Annotated in this window: 16 protein-coding genes and 9 tRNA genes; 5 read left to right on the top strand and 20 right to left on the bottom strand. The window is 72.5% G+C overall.

Going from position 1 to position 15646, the window contains the following annotated elements:
• Positions 1-153: 153 nt before the first annotated feature.
• On the top strand, positions 154-1275 hold the full coding sequence (locus J2S44_RS36975; protein WP_310424109.1) for an FAD-dependent oxidoreductase: 1122 nt from the start codon (positions 154-156) through the stop codon (positions 1273-1275).
• A gap of 44 nt (positions 1276-1319) precedes the next feature.
• Here the strand turns inward: J2S44_RS36975 and J2S44_RS36970 are convergent, their stop codons facing one another.
• From J2S44_RS36970 to J2S44_RS36940, 7 genes are all read right to left on the bottom strand, one after another.
• A complete protein-coding gene (locus tag J2S44_RS36970; RefSeq protein WP_310424105.1) occupies positions 1320-1841 on the bottom strand; it encodes a (R)-mandelonitrile lyase in 522 nt (173 codons plus the stop codon).
• Positions 1842-1867: 26 nt separating this feature from the next.
• Complete coding sequence (locus J2S44_RS36965; protein WP_310424102.1) at positions 1868-2986, bottom strand: alpha/beta hydrolase; 1119 nt, start codon at positions 2984-2986, stop codon at positions 1868-1870.
• 168 nt (positions 2987-3154) lie between these two features.
• On the bottom strand, positions 3155-4177 hold the full coding sequence (locus tag J2S44_RS36960; protein WP_310424100.1) for a zinc-dependent alcohol dehydrogenase family protein: 1023 nt from the start codon (positions 4175-4177) through the stop codon (positions 3155-3157).
• A gap of 417 nt (positions 4178-4594) precedes the next feature.
• Positions 4595-5077, bottom strand: a complete 483-nt coding sequence (locus tag J2S44_RS36955) for a DUF6644 family protein (RefSeq protein WP_310424098.1) — start codon at positions 5075-5077, stop codon at positions 4595-4597.
• Positions 5074-5796: a DUF6152 family protein gene (locus J2S44_RS36950; protein ID WP_310424095.1), complete on the bottom strand. Its 723-nt coding sequence runs from the start codon at positions 5794-5796 to the stop codon at positions 5074-5076. The genes J2S44_RS36955 and J2S44_RS36950 overlap by 4 nt, the downstream gene beginning before the upstream one ends.
• A gap of 360 nt (positions 5797-6156) precedes the next feature.
• On the bottom strand, positions 6157-6366 hold the full coding sequence (locus tag J2S44_RS36945; protein WP_310424091.1) for a hypothetical protein: 210 nt from the start codon (positions 6364-6366) through the stop codon (positions 6157-6159).
• Between the two features lie 768 nt (positions 6367-7134).
• The gene (locus tag J2S44_RS36940; RefSeq protein ID WP_310430101.1) at positions 7135-7812 is read right to left on the bottom strand and encodes an alpha/beta fold hydrolase; all 678 of its coding nucleotides are present in this window, start codon (positions 7810-7812) and stop codon (positions 7135-7137) included.
• On the opposite strand from J2S44_RS36940, the gene J2S44_RS36935 reads away from it, so the two are divergent.
• Positions 7719-8030 (top strand): winged helix-turn-helix transcriptional regulator, encoded by a 312-nt coding sequence (locus J2S44_RS36935; protein WP_310424088.1) that lies wholly within the window; start codon positions 7719-7721, stop codon positions 8028-8030. The two genes, J2S44_RS36940 and J2S44_RS36935, sit on opposite strands and share 94 nt — an antisense overlap.
• Before the next feature lie 40 nt (positions 8031-8070).
• Here J2S44_RS36935 and J2S44_RS36930 read toward each other — a convergent pair whose 3' ends face one another.
• Positions 8071-8343 (bottom strand): TM2 domain-containing protein, encoded by a 273-nt coding sequence (locus tag J2S44_RS36930; protein ID WP_310424085.1) that lies wholly within the window; start codon positions 8341-8343, stop codon positions 8071-8073.
• Positions 8344-8578: 235 nt separating this feature from the next.
• Positions 8579-9403, bottom strand: coding sequence for a helix-turn-helix domain-containing protein (locus tag J2S44_RS36925; RefSeq protein ID WP_310424082.1), 825 nt, complete (start codon positions 9401-9403; stop codon positions 8579-8581).
• Positions 9404-9540: 137 nt separating this feature from the next.
• Between J2S44_RS36925 and J2S44_RS36920 the strand changes: the two genes are divergently transcribed.
• Both J2S44_RS36920 and J2S44_RS36915 read left to right on the top strand, forming a co-directional pair.
• Complete coding sequence (locus J2S44_RS36920; RefSeq protein ID WP_310424079.1) at positions 9541-10425, top strand: helix-turn-helix domain-containing protein; 885 nt, start codon at positions 9541-9543, stop codon at positions 10423-10425.
• 179 nt (positions 10426-10604) lie between these two features.
• Positions 10605-12170 carry a GMC family oxidoreductase gene (locus tag J2S44_RS36915; protein WP_310424076.1) on the top strand — a complete coding sequence of 522 codons (1566 nt, stop codon included), beginning with the start codon at positions 10605-10607 and terminating at the stop codon, positions 12168-12170.
• Between the two features lie 302 nt (positions 12171-12472).
• Here the strand turns inward: J2S44_RS36915 and J2S44_RS36910 are convergent.
• From J2S44_RS36910 to J2S44_RS36865, 10 genes are all read right to left on the bottom strand, one after another.
• A tRNA-OTHER gene (locus tag J2S44_RS36910) sits at positions 12473-12574 on the bottom strand.
• 1 nt (position 12575) lies between these two features.
• Positions 12576-12647, bottom strand: a tRNA-Val gene (locus tag J2S44_RS36905).
• Between the two features lie 13 nt (positions 12648-12660).
• Positions 12661-12733 (bottom strand) — tRNA-Val (locus J2S44_RS36900).
• Between the two features lie 114 nt (positions 12734-12847).
• Positions 12848-12921: transfer RNA gene (locus tag J2S44_RS36895), tRNA-Pro, on the bottom strand.
• 10 nt (positions 12922-12931) lie between these two features.
• Positions 12932-13003, bottom strand: a tRNA-Arg gene (locus tag J2S44_RS36890).
• A 1-nt stretch (position 13004) separates the two neighbouring features.
• Positions 13005-13099, bottom strand: a tRNA-Ser gene (locus J2S44_RS36885).
• 91 nt (positions 13100-13190) lie between these two features.
• Positions 13191-13262, bottom strand: a tRNA-Gln gene (locus tag J2S44_RS36880).
• A 44-nt stretch (positions 13263-13306) separates the two neighbouring features.
• Positions 13307-13744 (bottom strand): HNH endonuclease, encoded by a 438-nt coding sequence (locus tag J2S44_RS36875; RefSeq protein WP_310424073.1) that lies wholly within the window; start codon positions 13742-13744, stop codon positions 13307-13309.
• A 51-nt stretch (positions 13745-13795) separates the two neighbouring features.
• Positions 13796-13866: transfer RNA gene (locus tag J2S44_RS36870), tRNA-Gly, on the bottom strand.
• A 66-nt stretch (positions 13867-13932) separates the two neighbouring features.
• Positions 13933-14005, bottom strand: a tRNA-Trp gene (locus J2S44_RS36865).
• Between the two features lie 344 nt (positions 14006-14349).
• On the opposite strand from J2S44_RS36865, the gene J2S44_RS36860 reads away from it, so the two are divergent.
• Entirely contained in the window at positions 14350-14985 is a 636-nt protein-coding gene (locus J2S44_RS36860; RefSeq protein ID WP_310424070.1) for a hypothetical protein, read from the top strand.
• Between the two features lie 111 nt (positions 14986-15096).
• Here the strand turns inward: J2S44_RS36860 and J2S44_RS36855 are convergent, their stop codons facing one another.
• Positions 15097-15636, bottom strand: a complete 540-nt coding sequence (locus J2S44_RS36855) for a DUF4240 domain-containing protein (protein ID WP_310424067.1) — start codon at positions 15634-15636, stop codon at positions 15097-15099.
• Positions 15637-15646: the final 10 nt, after the last annotated feature.

Raw genomic sequence — 15646 nt, 5'->3', positions numbered from 1 at the left:
GCGTCCGCGGCCGCACGGCGTGGTCGTGCGGTGACCGAAGGGTTTCTTCTCGGTTGTACTGAACCTCCGCTTCGTCCCGTTCGTTCTTCAGCGGGATCGGCACACCGGTTCCGGAGGCGTGCGCCGGCGCACCGTGCGGATTGAGGGTCGACCGTGTCAGGAACAGCCGATCGGGTCAGGGTCGTCGTCGCGGGGCTCGGTGACACCGGGCTCATCGCCGCGGTCAGACTGGCCCGGTATCACCGCGACCTCGACCTGGTGGGGATCTCCGCCAAGTCCGCGTGGCTCAGCGGCCGGGACGTCGGCCTGCGGCTGGCCCGGCCCGAGCGGTGGGCGGCCCAGTACAACATCGCGTTCTCCCGGTTCCCGGCCCTGGACGGCGTCCGGGTGGTGCACGGCGCGCTCACCGGGCTCGACGAGGACGCCCGGGCCGTCACCGTGCGGTCGGCCGACGGCACCACCACCCGCGAGCCGTACGACGTGCTGCTGATCGCCACCGGCGTCCGCAACGACGTCTGGCGGCACCCGGACGTGCAGGACCAGGCCGGCATCGACGAGAGCCTGCGGGCGATGCACGCCCGGGTCGCGGCGGCCGAGTCGGTCGCCGTCGTCGGCGGCGGGCCGTCCGCGATGGGCACCGCCGCTCAGCTCGCCGAGGCGTTCCCGGGGACGCGGGTGTCGGTCTACTTCCCGGGCGACCGCGGCCTGACGAGTCATCACCCCCGGGTCTGGGACGTGGTGCGGTCCCGGCTCGAGCGGCTCGGCGTGCAGCTGCATCCCCGCCACCGGGCGGAGACGCCGGCCGACATGTCACCGGCCCCGGGACCGGTTCGCTTCACCACCGGCCAGCCGCCGGCGGACGCCGCGCTCGTGCTGTGGGCGACCGGGCGGGTCCGCCCCAACACGGAGTGGCTGCCGTCCGGCATGCTGGACGCGAACGGTTTCGTCCGGGTGCGGTCCGACCTGAGCGTGCCCGGCCACGACGGCATCTGGGCCGTCGGTGACGTGGCGGCCAGCGACCCGCTGCGCGCCACCGCCCGCACCCTCGGCTCCGATCTGGTCGCCCGCAACATCGTGCGGTCGGTACGCGGCAGGAGCACCCGCGCCTGGCGGCCGCCGGCGCACGCGCAGGGATCGGTGCTGGGCCCGCTGCGCGAGGGCCTGCTGGTCTTCCTGACCTCCGGCGGCCACGTACGCTATTCCGTGCGGTTCAACGACGCCCTCGACCGGCACGTCGTCAGCCGGCTGTACTACGGCGGCATCCGTCCGAGGTAGACCGGCACCGGTGCCGGCCACGGCGACCGTGGCACACCGGCCGCTCAGCGGCCCGGCGGGCTCGTGTCATCGGCCGGGTGCCCGTGGTACTGCGCGTCGGACACGTGCTCCATCCAGGTCACGGCCCGCTCGTCGCGTACGCCGGTCAGGGCCATGTGGGTCATGACGCTGTCCGGTGCCGCGCCGTGCCAGTGCTTGACGCCGGGTGGGCACCACACGACGTCACCGGCGCGGATCTCCCGCAGCGGTCCGCCCCACTGCTGGGTGCGGCCCACGCCCTCGGTCACCACCAGCCGTTGCCCGGCCGGATGCGTGTGCCAGGCGGAACGGGCCCCGGGCTGGAACGTCACGTACGCGCCCGAGTACGGAGCCGCCGCACCGGCGGGGAACAGCGTGTCGACGCGTACCTCGCCGGTGAAGGTGTCCAGCGGGCCCACGGTGGACGTCTGGTCCTCGCTACGGGTGATCGTCTGCTTCTTGCTCCGGTCGTCCCGGTCCGCGCCGGCCGCGGGAGCTCCGGCCAGGGCGAGGAGCGGCAGGGCGAGTGCGGCGAGTGCTCTTCTCATCGTTGCCTCCACATCGGTGCGTCACGTCACTCGGCGAGGTTCGCGGTGAAGAACTCGTCGAGCCGGTCGAAGGGGATCCGGTCCGTGCGGTCGTACAGGTCGACGTGGTCCGCGCCCGGGACGACGACGAGCTCGACGGTGTCGGGGGCCTGGGCGCGCACGTCCTCGGAGTAGTGGCGCGAGTGCGCGTTCGCGCCGGCGACCAGCAGGGCCTTGCGGGGCGCGAGCAGGTCGAGGTTCGTCATCAGCGGGAAGGCGAAGAACGACATCGGCGTGGTCGCGGTCCACGCGGTGGTGGAGTTGATCGAGCGCGGGTGGTAGCCGCGTTCGGTGCGGTAGTAGTCGAAGAAACTCGCCGTGACCGGGTCGGCGTCCGCCGGCAGGGTCACGGGCAGCACGCGGTCGGTCGGGGCGACGTTGCCGTCGGCGTCGAACGGGACCTCGTGGGAGAGCCGGGCGGAGGTGCCGTTCTCGGCGTCGATCCAGCGCTGCCGGCTGAGGTGCTCCACGACCTTGCGGCGTTGCTCGGGCGTGTAGTAGTCCTCGTGGCCGCGGGACATGCTGCGCGACATGTCGTACATCGAGGCCGTGGCGACCGCCTTGATCCGGCTGTCCGCGGCCGCGGCGGTGAGCGCCATCCCGCTCAGGCCGCAGACGGCCAGCGCGCCGATGCGCTCGCGGTCGACGATCCGCTGCAGGCCGAGGAAGTCGACGGCGGCGCTGAAGTCCTCGGTGTAGACGTCGGGCGACGCCACGTCGCGCACCGTGCCCCCGCTCTCGCCGGTGAAGGACGGGTCGAAGGCGAGGGTGGCGTAGCCGCGGCGGGCGAACTCGTTGGCGTAGAGCCCCGAGGACTGTTCCTTGACCGCGCCGAACGGGCCGCTGACCGCCAGGGCGGGCAGCCTGCCGCGGGCGTTCCTCGGCAGGTAGAGGTCGCCGGCGACGGTGATGCCGTAGCGGTTCCGGAACCGCACCGAGGTCCGGGTGACGTTCCTGTCCACCGCGAACGTGTAGCCGCCCCTGGCCCTGCCCGGCCCGGCGGGAGCCGCGGGACGGGCGGTCTCCGCGCCGAGGGCGGGCAGCGCGGGGAGGGCGGTGGCCGCGCCGGTGGCGGCGATGAGTCCGAGTGCTGTGCGACGTTCCATGGACGTGGACCTCACATGTCGATTGACGAGCCGGCGCGGACATCCGCACCGGGTCGATCCGTTGAGTCTCGGGAGACGCTGTCCCGCGGGTGCGTCACCTCGCGAGACGCTTGGCGAAGAACGCCTCGAGCGTGTCGGCTGCCGCGCGATCCGGCGTCGTCGGACGCGTTACGGGCGCAGCAGTGTCTTGACGGCGCGGCGCTCGTCCATGGCCTGATAGCCCTCGGCGGCCCGGTCGAGGGGCAGGTCGAGGTCGAAGACCCGGCCCGGGTCGATGGTGCGGTCCCCGATCAGCTCCATCAGACCGGGCAGGAACCGGCGTACGGGTGCCGGGCCGCCGTGCAGGTGCACCAGCGCGCCGAACAGGTCCATGCCGGGCAGGGCCACGTCGTGGGTGACGCCGACGAATCCGACGTGCCCGCCGTGCCGCGCCGAGTTGATGGCCTGCATCATCGACTCCTGGGTGCCGACGGCCTCGACGACCGAGTGCGCGCCGAGCCCACCGGTCAGCTGCTTGATCCGTTCGATGCCCTCGTCGCCGCGTTCGGTGACGATGTCGGTGGCGCCGAACTCGAGGGCCAGCTTCTGCCGGGACCCGTGGCGGCTCATCGCGATGATCCGCTCGGCGCCGAGCTGCTTGGCGGCCAGGACCGCGAGCAGGCCGACGGCACCGTCGCCGACGACCGCGACGGTCCGGCCCGGGCCGGCCTCGGCGGCGACCGCGGCGAACCAGCCGGTGCCCAGCACGTCGGAGGCGGCCAGGTAGCTCGGGATCAGGTCGGCGGCCGGCACCTCGGGGGTGGCGACCAGGGTGCCGTCGGCGAGGGGGATCCGCGCGTACTGCGCCTGGGTGCCGACGGTGCCCATCAGAACCCGGTGGACACAGCCGGACTGGTAGCCGGACCGGCAGATCTCGCACGTGTTGTCGGAGGCCCAGAACGAGCCGACGACGAACTGGCCCGGCCGGAGAGTGGTGACCTCGCTGCCGACCTCCTCGACGACGCCGACGTACTCGTGGCCCATCGGCGTCGGGCCGTCGAGCTTCTCGATGCCCCGGTACGGCCACAGGTCGGAGCCGCACACGCAGGCCGCCGACACCTTGATGATCGCGTCGGTGGGCTGCTCGATCCGCGGATCCGGGCGCTCCTCGACGCGGACATCGCCCGGGGCGTGCATGACAACACCACGCATGATGGTCTTCCTCCTCGGAGTCGTTCTCTCCGGTCCAGCACACCGCGCCGGTATCGAACGAGGAAGTTCCTGGTGATAGGTGTACCGACAGGGCACGGCAACCGGGTGTGGCGCCGGGCGGACCCGGCGCGCGCCGACTTCGACCGGCGTGGCGTGATCGCCGGGCGGAAGTCACCGGCCACGGGTGTACCGGCAGGGCATCCCGGCGCCCGCGGCCGTCGTACCGTCTGATGGCATGGACAACCGAGCCGAGGCCCGCGAGTTCCTCACCACGCGCCGCGCGAGGACGCCCTGCGCCTGCTCGCCTCCCGGGCCGCGACCGGCCACCGCCCGGCCCCCGACGACCGGCTCACCGACCGTTGACCGGACACGGCCGTACGCTGGACTGCTCGGTTGTGCCGTTCGGGTGTGTGCCGTTCAGGTGTAGGCCAGGAGGCTGCCGGCGACCGTGACACCCGCCCACGACGTCACGGAGACGACAGCCGCGGCCCGGGCCGGCGCGGGTGGGGACTCGCCGAGGTCCCAGTCGGACACGGTGCGGTAGGTGCGCCGGTGGAAGACCAGGACGTTCGCACCGGCGATCAAAAGAAGGCCGAGCTTCCACGGAGCGCTGCCGCGTTCCACGACGACGCTCGCCCCCGGCAGGAACATCAGGACGCCGGTGCACACCGCGATCACCAGTCCGAGTCGGGACAACGGGAGCAGAAACCCGGCCACGGTGGTCACCGGCAGGTTCCGCTTCCCGAGCCCGAGCAGCCGAAGATCGAAGGCCGCAGTCGGGCCGACGAGCAGCGCGATGCCGAGGATGTGGAGGCTGCCGAGCACCGGGTACAGGTAGGGCGTGCCACGGATGGCCTCGGTGACCGGGCCGCCTTCGAGCCACGAGAGGAAGGAGTTCATGACGCGCTCCCGCCGGACCGCCGCGAGCGGGCCCGCAGGTAGAGCGCCGCGCCCAGCACGCCGGCCACCAGGACACCACCGGCGGTGCCCCACACCGCAAGGGCGGACGGACGGTCGGGCGCCCGCGCGGCGGCCGCCGTGTCACGCTCCCGGTTGTCGTCGTCGGGGTACGGGACCGGCAGTGGCCTGGCCGGCAGTTGGCTGCCGAGCACCTGGTTGACCGGCGTCCCGTTCTCGAACCAGAAGACGACGGGACGGAACTCGTCGTCGTGGCTCCGGCCGACGTAGCCGACGGCCTCGACCCGCTCACCGTCGGCGAGCGGCCGGTCCAGACCCCACCGTCCCGTGTAGCTCGGCGGCGCGATGACGACCTCCAGCTCGTCATGGGAGCCGCCGTAGGACGGGGCGGCGTTGATCGGGCCGCTGTCCTCCGGAGCCTGCAGCTGCTCGGGCAGGGCCAGATCGGGCGTGTCCGCGGGGCGATCGCGGTCCAGCGTGAGTCTGAAGTAGGAGTGCGGATCACCCCAGCGGACGTCGGAGACCGTACCCGCGAGGTAGTAGAGACGATCCGTGTCGAAGTCGTCGAACCCGTGGTGCGCCCGCGCGGGCTCGGCGGGGACCACGATCAGCGTCAGCGCGACGGCCAGGAACGCCGATACCGGCTTGCCGAGGCCGGTACGGGATCGATCGTGCGACACGGTGCGTCGGGCGAGGCGCATGGCGGAGTCGCTCCTGTCGGAGGTCGGGGGCGTCCGCATCCGGTGCCCCTGTCTCGTGGGAGCAAGCGCTCCCCCTGCCGGAGGGCGGCGGCCGGGGTTTCCTCGTCGTCGGAGTCGAGCACGCTCGACGAAGCGATGCCTCCGTGACGGCAGTGCCGCCCGCCGGCCACCAGCAAACCGTTTCCGGCGACCGGCAGGGAGTTCCTGGCGATGGGTGTACCGGCAGGGCACCCCTGCCGGCCGCGGACCGTCGCCCGGCGTCGCGGGAGTGTGGGCGCCGGCTCACCTCACGGCGTGGCCGGCAGGCGGACGAGTGCCGCGGTGAGCAGGACGCCGCCCGCGGCCTCGCCGCGGCTCGCCCTACCGGGAGTGAAGTTCGCCCGCGACGGGCCACGCATCCGGTGCCAGGGACGCGAGGTTGATGCCGAGGGTCTGCAGCAGCGAGGCGTTGGTCGCCGTGTCGATGAGCGTGGGCAGCTCCTTGTCGACCCAGTCGGCCCTGCCGTGTAGATCCCGCGCTCGCAGCGTCGCCACCACCACGGCCTTCCTGACGCACGTTCCTGTAGTCATGGCACCTTGTCCTTGCTTCGTGATGAGGGCTTACCGGTCGCCGCGGCCCGGCGGGCCGCCGCGACCTTTCGATCGCCCGGGCCTGCTCCGGTACGCCGAGCGAGTTCCTCGGCGGAGCGGGCGGCACCGGGGGTGCGATCAGCGCGGGCGGTTGAACCGGGAGAGGAGGGAACCGAGCTTCCCCCCACTGCCAGGGTGGTTCGCGCCCGGCCGGCCCTGGCCGCCACGGCGGTTCAGGCCCTCCCGGCCCCGATCGACCAGCTGACGGCCCTGCGGACTGCGGAAGAAGGCCATGACACGGTTGAGCAACGACGAGGACGCCATCGGATTACCTCTCCACGGGGGGTGTGTTCCGCTTGCGGAAATACACCGGTGCGATCAACGCTCATGCCGGAGTGACGCTCGGCCTGACGGCCGGTCCTCGGCGACGCCGCCCCCTGGCGTCCGATCGGTGTGGCGGCGATGCCGGTCCGGCCGAAGGCCGGATCAGAGCCGCAGACCTCACATACCCTGTTGAGCCGGTTTCCATGCGTACGGGACGGGCCGACATGGCCGAGCCGTGGTCGAGCCTCGGCCCGCCCCCGCGGCCGGCAATTCCGGTTGCCCGCGCGCCGGGCTCCGTGGCACGGTGCAGACCTCACGACCAGCGCAGCTGGGCGGGACCGGGCATCGACGGGCTGCCGACCCGCCCGGCGTGACCGGAGCGACCGGTCGGACCGGCGCGCGGTGGAGCGACCGGCCGGCCGGTCGCGCGGTGGAGCGGCCGCCTCACGGATGCCGTACCGACGACGCCCTGGCCGCGACGATCGAGGCGACGGCCTCGGGGGCGTCGATCGGGACGATGTGGCCGCTGTCCGGGAGCAGGTGCTCCTGGAAGTCGTCGGCGACCAGGCAGAGCTGACGTGCGGTGGCGTCCCGGACGGCCGCGGCGCCGACGGCCGTCACCGGCCTGCGCAGCCGGCCGTGCTCGGCCCAGGACCGGTTCCACCGCGCGTTGGCCGGCATCGCGCGGTATTGCTCGAAGGCGGCGCGGAGGCTGGCCGGCCCGGTGTAGGCGCGGACGATGCTGCGGGTCAGATCCTCGGGTACGCCGCGGCGGGACCCGTTGCCGAGGAAGAAGCGGATGTAGCGGTCCTCGGCGCCGGCCATCACGTCCTCGGCGAGGCCGGCCGGTGCCTGGTGGAACCCGAACCACCACGGTCCGCCGCCGCTGAGGAACGACTCCGCGCCGGCCAGCCCGGCGATGACCGCCTCCATGATCGTAAGGCTGAGGACCCGGTCGGGGTGGGCGGCCGCGAGCGCGAAGGCGGGTGCGGCGCCGAAGTCGAAGCCGACGACGTGGGCCGCGCCGAGTGCGAGCTCGTCCAGGAGGCGCACCTGGTCGACGGCGAGGCTCTGCGCGTCGTAGCCGCCCGCCGTCCGGTCGCTGTCGCCGGTGCCACGCAGACCTGCTGCGCCGCATGCCCGGCGTCTCGCAGAAGATGCTCACCCGCACGCTTCGCCAGCTCGAGGTCGACGGCCTCGCCCACCGGCGGGTGGAGCCCACCAGTCCACCGGCCGTGCACTACTCCCTGACGGCACTCGGCGACACGCTCGTGGCACCGCTGCGCGAACTCAAGCGCTGGGCGGAGACGCACATGAGCACGATCGGCACGACGCGCTGACCGGCCGTGGCCGACGGGCGTTTCCCGCGAGCTCGCCGCATCACGTCAGCGGGGCGCCGTCCCGGTCGGCGTACCAGCCGAGAGCGATCAGGAACAGGTCGAGGAGGGCCCAGATGCCGAACCCGCCCAGGGTGAGCAGCATCAGGACGCCCGTGCCGATCTTGCCGGTGTAGAACCGATGGGCGCCGAACATCCCCAGCAGGAGACACAGCAGCAGCGTGACGATCCACGAGCGGCGCCCGGCCGTGACGGAAGCGTGCAACGCCGGTACGGCCGGCGGTCGCGCGAGCGCCGGCCCGGCTCCGGCCTTCACCGGCCCTACGGTCGCCACTGCGGCGGCGACCCGGTCAGCACGGTGCGCGAACGCAAGATCATGGTCTGACTATCAAGCCCCGGCATCCGTACGTCCGTGAATGCCCCCGATATTGCGTGTCCACCGGGCGGACGCTCGGCGACGCGCGCCCGTTGTTGCGCTACGAGCGACTCAGGCCGGCCGCGGCCGGCGCACCCGCCACGTTCGCGGGGCCGCGCTCACCCGAACGGTGCGGTCACGCGCCCGGCCGAGGCCGTGGGTCCGGTGCCTGACCGCGGTGGCGGGTGGGGCTGACGCCGTACTCCCGGCGGAACGCGGCGGCGAACTGGCCGGGGCTGCGGTAACCGCACGCGAGCGCGATCTGGACGATCGGCTGCGTGGTGTGGTGCAGCAGCTCGGCGGCGGCCGCCATCCGCAGTCGGCGCAGATACTGGTAGGGGGTGTGGCCGGTGCTCGCGGAGAAGACCCGGATGAAGTGGAACCTGCTGACCCCGGCGATCGCCGCGAGGTCGTCCACGGTGATGTTCTCCGCCAGCCGGGCCTGCATGTAGTCGGTGAGCCGGTCCACCTGCTGCTTGCTCAGCCGTGGCTCCCGGTGAGGCACCGGCAGCCGGTTTCCCCAGGCCAGGTGGATGGCCAGGGTCTGGGCGACCGAATCCGCGTAGATGGCCGGCCCGCCGGCGCGCAGCGCCCGTGCGAGCGCCTGGACACCGGCGGAGAGGAACGGGTCGCGCACGCCCACCGCCGGCGCCATCGGCCGTTCGCCGGCCGCCGAGGGGTCCAGGTGCACGTGCAGTGACCGCAGCGGTACGTCCGAGGTGCTGCGCCAGCGCATGTGCCCGAACTCGCCGGGCAGGGCGACCGCGATCGAACCGGGTCCGCGGTCGACGACCTGCCACCGCCCCCGGGATCGCACGGCCCAGTCGTACCGCCCGCTGACAGCCACGTGGATCATCGGCTTCGCGAACTCCGGACGGTACTCGACCCGCACCGACGGCGCCGCGTACACGCCCACGTCGGCCGACAGCCAGCCGAGTTCCTGGCTGGTCCTGAGCGGCACCGACGGCAGCGTGCACGCGTGTATGTGATCACCGTTCCGCACGCGCCCCACCCTAGGAGTTCCCCGCACGATCCGCTCAAGTGGCCACCGTGCCCGCTCCCGCCGGGATGCCGGCAGCTTCGTGGATCATGGAAGGCATGGGAATCGGCCGGACGCGGGAGGGCATGCCGTCACGGATGCTCGTCTCGAGCGCGCAGCTGGGGTGGAAGACCGTCGAGGCGGTGACGTACGCCGACCCGCCGCGCGCCGAGGAGTTCACGATCCGGCCCGACCGGTTGCTGCTGGTCCTGATCACCAGCGGTGAGTTCACCCTCGAGCGCCGGCACCGGGGCGCCTGGCACCGTGACCTCCGTGGGCCCGGCTCGCTCTGCGTCGTCGGATCCGGCCAGGATGCCCGCGTGCGCTGGTTCGCCACCTCGGACATGCCGATGCGGTCGCTGCAGTTGCACCTCGAGACGGACGCCGCGGGAGAGGTGCCCGTCCCGGGCGAGACGACGCTGACCGATCCGTTCCTGTCCGCGGGCGCCTGGGCACTCCTGCGCGCGCTGCACGCCGGCGGGCCGACGCTCTATGCCGACTCCGTGGCCCAGGCGCTGGTCGCTCATCTGGACCTGCGGGCCCGGGCAGCGGCCGCGCCCCCGGACGGCACAGCCCGGGCACTGGGCGCCCGGCAGATCGAGCAGCTCACCGATTACATGCGCGCCCACCTGGCCGACGATCTCACCGTCGACGACCTGGCCTCGGTCGTCAACGTGAGCAAGTTCCACTTCATCCGTACGTTCGCCGCGACCACCGGCCTCACCCCGAGCAGATATCTCCGCCGGCTCCGGGCCCGCACCGCCGCCGAGCTGCTCACCGCGACGACGTTGCCGATCGCCACGGTCGCCGCGCGCTGCGGCTATCGCAGCGCCGGTCAGTTCGCGGTGGTCTTCCGCGGCGAGCACGGCGTGAGCCCGAGCGCCTACCGCAGCGGGCACGGCGCAGGCCCGAGCGACTCCGGAAGGTCAGCAATCCGCCGGTAGCGCGGAGCAATTCACCGCGCAGTTCCGGAACTCTCCCGCGCCAGTATTGCCCGCGACGGACCAGCGTCGGCGGGAGCGACAGCGACCTCGAACGGCCGAGGAACACCGCCCGGCCCGGCGTTGCCCGACGAGCGGTCGCGTCGCCGAGCCGACATCGGACTTACCGCAGGAGAATCAGTATGAGAAGCGCCAACTTCACCGACGGTTACGACAACATCATCGTCGGTGGTGGAGCGGCCGGTTCTGTCGTCGCCGCCCGCCTCTCGGAGAACGCGGACCGCCGGGTGCTGCTCCTGGAGGCCGGCCCCGCCGATTCGGATCCGAACATCCCCGCACCGCACGGAGTCTTTCCGCTGCTGCGCGGCCCGCTCGACTGGAGCTACACCACGACACCGCAGCCGCACCTGGACGGCCGGGAGATCCCGATCTCCGGCGGACGGCTGCTCGGCGGTGGCGGCTCCATCAACTACCAGTCCTGGTTCCGCGGCCACCGGCTCGACTACGACACCTGGTCCGCGCACGGCATGAAGGGCTGGAGCTTCGACGAGGTGCTCCCCGCGTTCAAACGCAGCGAGGACCACGAACTCGGTGCGTCGCACTGGCACGGCACCGGCGGACCCATCCCGGTGACCACGCCCCGGGACCTCAGCCCGCTGTCCCTGGCCTTCATCGCAGCCGGCGTCGACCAGGGCATGTCACTCAACCGCGATTTCACCGGTGCCGAACTCGACGGCGTCGGGCTGATGTACGGCAACCTCCGTGACGGCGAGCGGGTCAGCGCCGCCCGCGGCTACCTGCACCCGGCCGCAGACCGGCCCAACCTCGAGGTACGCACGGGCGCACTGGTCCGTCGGGTCCTCACCGAATCGGGGCGGGCGGTAGGCGTCGAATACACCGATGACTCGGGCTCGCCGACGACCGTGCACGCGGACTCCGTCGTCCTGTCGGCCGGTGGCATCCGCTCCGCCCAACTGCTCATGCTCTCCGGCATCGGCCCGGCCGACCACCTGAGCGAACACGGCATCGACGTCGTCGCCGACCTGCCCGGCGTGGGCAGCAACCTGCAGGACCACCTCTCGGCCATGGTCATCTGGCCGGTGACCCACGGCACGACCTGGCTCGACGCGTACACCCAGGAGAACGTCACCCGCTACCAACGGGACCGGCGCGGTCCGCTCGCCTCGGTCGGCCAGGCCGCCGGGTTCCTCCGGGCCGGTCGCGACGCCCCGGCACCGGACATCCAGCTGCTTCCCATGCTGATCGACCTGTCCGGCAGCGGCCGGCCCGGGTTCACCTGCCTGGTCACGCTGCTGACACCGGACAGCCGGGGAACCGTACGGCTCCGGTCGGCCGACGCGGCGTCGAACCCGGCGGTGGACATGCGCTACCTGGAGAGCGCGAAGGACCGCCGGACGCTGATCGACGGCCTGCGCGCGACGATGGCGCTGGGCGAGAGCCCGATCTTCCGCGCGGTCACCGGCGAGCCGTTCCTGCCCGGCGCAACCGACGACACCGCGCTCGAACAGGCGGTACGGGCCTCGGCGATCTCGATCAACCACCCCGCGGGCACCTGCCGGGCCGGCGTGGACGAGGCGTCGGTCGTCGATCCCGACCTGCGCGTACACGGCGTGATCGGCCTGCACGTCGTGGACTCGTCGGTCATGCCGACACTGCCCCGCGGCAACATCCACGCGCCCTCCATCATGATCGGCGAGCGAGGCGCCCAGCTGATCGCCGGAGCGTGACCGACCCGCACCCCCCGAGAGTTCCGCGTCCGCCGGCCGCCACCGCGGCCCGGTACCGCAACGGCAGCCGGCCGGCGTGACCGGTCGCGTGGCCGGCTCGCTCACCGTTCTACGTGGTCCAAGCCTCGGCGGCGGGCCCGGCAGTAGCTGTCCGGGCTGGTCGCGGGCTTGGACCGGAAGAACGGCTGGACCCCCGCCGAGTAGGCCGGCGACATCGGTGGCAGTATGCACAGGCCGCTGCGATGGGCGGACTGGGACGTCCACGCGGCTGGCGACGTGTGTCCACAGCGGATGGTCGTTGAAGGTCTACCGGTCGGAGTCGAACCGACGACCTCCTGATCGGCATGAGCGCTCTCGTCCGCCTCCGGCGGAACAGGCGCCCTGCGACCTGAGCTTCGGTCGCCGTACCCGCACCAGGGATCGAACCTGGGACCTCCGCCGCGTGAGAGCGGCGCTCTTCCGCTGAGCCATACGGGCGTGCTGCGTTGCGTGTCCCGAGCCGGGATCGAACCGGCGGCCTCCGCCGTGTCGGGGCGGCGCTCTTCCCGCTGAGCTATCGGAACGGGTGAAGCGGAGACGGGGCGAGTCGAACGCCCACGGGTGTTACCCCCAACCGTTTTCGGAACGGTGGCCGGCGCCGGTCGGCTGGCGTCTCCAGGACGGGCGATGCCCGCGCGTCGGGATGGCCGGATTCGAACCGGCGGCCCCCGGTCCCCCAGACCGGTGCGCTACCACGCTGCGCCACATCCCGTTTCGTACCGTGCCTCTGGGAAGAATCGAACCTCCGCATCCGGCTTCGTAGGCCGGCGCTCTATCCGCTGAGCTACAGAGGCGTGGAGGAGAGTGAGGGATTCGAACCCTCGGCAGAGGTGTCGCACCCCTGCTGCGGTGTAGCAAGCCGCCGCCTTGGACCGCTCGGCCAACTCTCCGTCGTCGCAGGCCCCGGTGTCGAACCGGGCAATCCGCCCTTATGAGGGGCGGCCGGGCGGCCGGCCCGCCTGCGGTCATTGCCGTGATGCGCTGCGGGCGGAGGATTCGAACCTCCATCGCCCGGGTCAGAGCCGGGTGTGCTGCCGGTTGCACCAGCCCGCATCGCGGACCTCCCGGGCCGCCGCCTGAACCGGCGGCCCGGGAGATCAGCTGGCCAGGACCGCCCAGGTGGGAGCGATCGGCCGGAATCGCAGGGGCATGCGCGCCTCGGTCGGCGTGCGGTCACCCTTGCGCTGGTTGCACGCGCCGCATGCGGCGACGGTGTTGGACCACGAGTTGCGGCCGCCACGGGAGCGGGGCATGACGTGGTCGACGGTCGAGGCGTGGCCGCCGCAGTAGGCGCAGCGCCGGCCGTCCCGGACCAGGACGCCGGCCCGGGACCAGGCCGGGCCGCGCGAGTGGCGCCAGCGGGTCACCACGTAGGAGACCAGCCGCACCACGGTCGGGACCGGCCAGAGGCCGATCTGCGAGTCGGGCCGTGACTCGTGAACCTCTGCCACGCGGCGCACCAGCATCCGCACCGCGTGGCGGAGACTGACCCGGTGCAACGGGCCGAGGTCGGCGTTCAGCACCAGCACGTCCACCGGATCCTCCCTTCATGTCGTTTCCGGACCTGTTGTCGTCCTGCTGTCGAGAGCGGTTACGGGGAGTCGAACCCCGGTCTGCTGCATGGCAAGCAGCCGCACTGCCGTTGTGCTACAACCGCGTGAAACCATCCGCTGTGCAATTTTCAACAACCGTTCCGTACGCGATGAATGCGCACGGAAAAGCGCACGGGTGACAGGACTCGAACCTGCGACTCACGGTTTTGGAGACCGTTGCTCTGCCAATTGAGCTACACCCGTAGGTGGACACGAGAAAGCCGCCCGGTCCGGTTGCGGACGCAGGCGGCGCGAGCTGCCGGGGTATCCCTACCCCAGGCCGCACCAGCGCTGCGAGCCGCGGAAGACGCCGTGACCTCGGAATGACGAGCCGGGTCGCTCGACCATGGCGACGGGACTTTGCAGTGCCTGCCACATCGTGTCGGGACTCATCCGCATCATCACCGGTCACCTCATCTCTCGCTCGTGGTCTCGCTCGGTGCTGGAATACACGTTAGTGACGCCGCAGGACCCGCACAACCTTTTTTACATTCCACCCCGCCGGTACGTCCGGGAGCGGCGAATAACGACTGGTAGGGTCCGTCGTCATGCGGATCAGAAAGCAGGTGCGCGCGAACCGGCACCGCGACCTGCGCGCGGACCTGACGGCACTGCGCACCGGCCTCGCCGCCGCGCACACCGACCTGACCGCGCTGCGCGCCGGCCTCGACGCGGCCCGCACCGAGCTGGCCGTGCTGCGCACCACGCTCGGCGCGCCGGTCTCCGCGGGCCCGGCCGCGGACGACGCCGTCGCGCGCTACCTGGCGTGGCGGTCCGGGCCGCTGGTCCGGACCGGGAAGGCGCTGGCCCGGCGGGCCGGCACCGCGGCGAGCGCGGAGCAGCCGGTCCGGTGGCGCGGCGCCGCGATGCGGGCGCTGTGCGAGGTCCTGCTGGACCCGTCCACCGAGGCCACGGACCGGCACCGCCTCGTCGGCGAGGTGGTCACGGACCTGCTCGGCGACACCGCCTGGCGCAACGACGCGGATCTGATCCGTGCCCTGATCGACGTCCGGGACACCGCGGCCCCGCTGGCCGGCGCGATCCGCGCCGGCGAGTGGGACTGGCCCTCCCCCGGCGCGCCGATCGCCGGCCACGACGTGCTTCCCGGCTCCGACGGCACCCACGTCGCGCTGGTGGTGGCGCCGGGCCTCCGCACGGCACCGCCACTGGTCGTCGCCGGCTGAGCACCGGACCGCCGGGGCGGGCCGTCGCACAGCGGCAGCCGGGCCCGGCTCAGATCGTGCCGGACCCGGCCGCGGTCACCGGCGCGGCACCGGGCGAGCGGGCCGGGGTGGTCATCCGGGCCAGCCGGCGCGGTTGCTGCAGGTCTCGCGGGAGATGCCGGAGTCGGTGTCCGGCCAGGCGTCGAAGCGGTCCTGGAACCGCGCGGCGAAGAAGTAGCACATGCGCTCGAAGGACGCGTCGGGCACCGCGAAGGCCGGGTCAGCCGCCACGGTCTCGTAGTAGTCGCGTCCGATCGCGACGATGAAGCCGCGCGCGTAGAGGAAGCCGTCGTCCGAGCCGTCGGTGACCTCGTGCACGTCGGCGCGGTCGAGCTCGTAGAGCTTGCGCTCCACGACCCGGTCCAGCGCCACCAGCTCCGGCCCGGTCAGCTCGGCCGTCGCCTCCCGGAGCCGCTCCAGGAAACGGTCGAGCCAGCGGTCGATCGCGTACAGCGCCTCGTTCTCCGCGTCGCCGGCCGGGTCGCGGGCCAGCAGCGCCCGCCGCAGCGCGGCCGGCTCGTCGCCCAGGGCCGCCCACGCGGCCTCGACGAGCGCCCAGAACCGGTCCTCTTCCGCAGCGGTCGGCACCCGCCCGTGCACAGTGTCAGTCACGCCGGGCAGG

This window comes from Catenuloplanes niger (assembly GCF_031458255.1).
Taxonomy (GTDB): domain Bacteria; phylum Actinomycetota; class Actinomycetes; order Mycobacteriales; family Micromonosporaceae; genus Catenuloplanes; species Catenuloplanes niger.
The sequence above is the reverse complement of the archived record's forward strand: the minus strand, read 5'-3'. Positions and strand labels throughout refer to the sequence as shown.

Coding starts and splice junctions, on each gene's coding strand:
- J2S44_RS36945 (WP_310424091.1), bottom strand. CDS start 6,366: ATGACTACAGGAACGTGCGTCAGGAAGGCCGTGGTGGTGGCGACGCTG.
- J2S44_RS36950 (WP_310424095.1), bottom strand. CDS start 5,796: ATGCGCCTCGCCCGACGCACCGTGTCGCACGATCGATCCCGTACCGGC.
- J2S44_RS36970 (WP_310424105.1), bottom strand. CDS start 1,841: ATGAGAAGAGCACTCGCCGCACTCGCCCTGCCGCTCCTCGCCCTGGCC.
- J2S44_RS36955 (WP_310424098.1), bottom strand. CDS start 5,077: ATGAACTCCTTCCTCTCGTGGCTCGAAGGCGGCCCGGTCACCGAGGCC.
- J2S44_RS36920 (WP_310424079.1), top strand. CDS start 9,541: ATGGGAATCGGCCGGACGCGGGAGGGCATGCCGTCACGGATGCTCGTC.
- J2S44_RS36860 (WP_310424070.1), top strand. CDS start 14,350: ATGCGGATCAGAAAGCAGGTGCGCGCGAACCGGCACCGCGACCTGCGC.
- J2S44_RS36915 (WP_310424076.1), top strand. CDS start 10,605: ATGAGAAGCGCCAACTTCACCGACGGTTACGACAACATCATCGTCGGT.
- J2S44_RS36965 (WP_310424102.1), bottom strand. CDS start 2,986: ATGGAACGTCGCACAGCACTCGGACTCATCGCCGCCACCGGCGCGGCC.
- J2S44_RS36960 (WP_310424100.1), bottom strand. CDS start 4,177: ATGCGTGGTGTTGTCATGCACGCCCCGGGCGATGTCCGCGTCGAGGAG.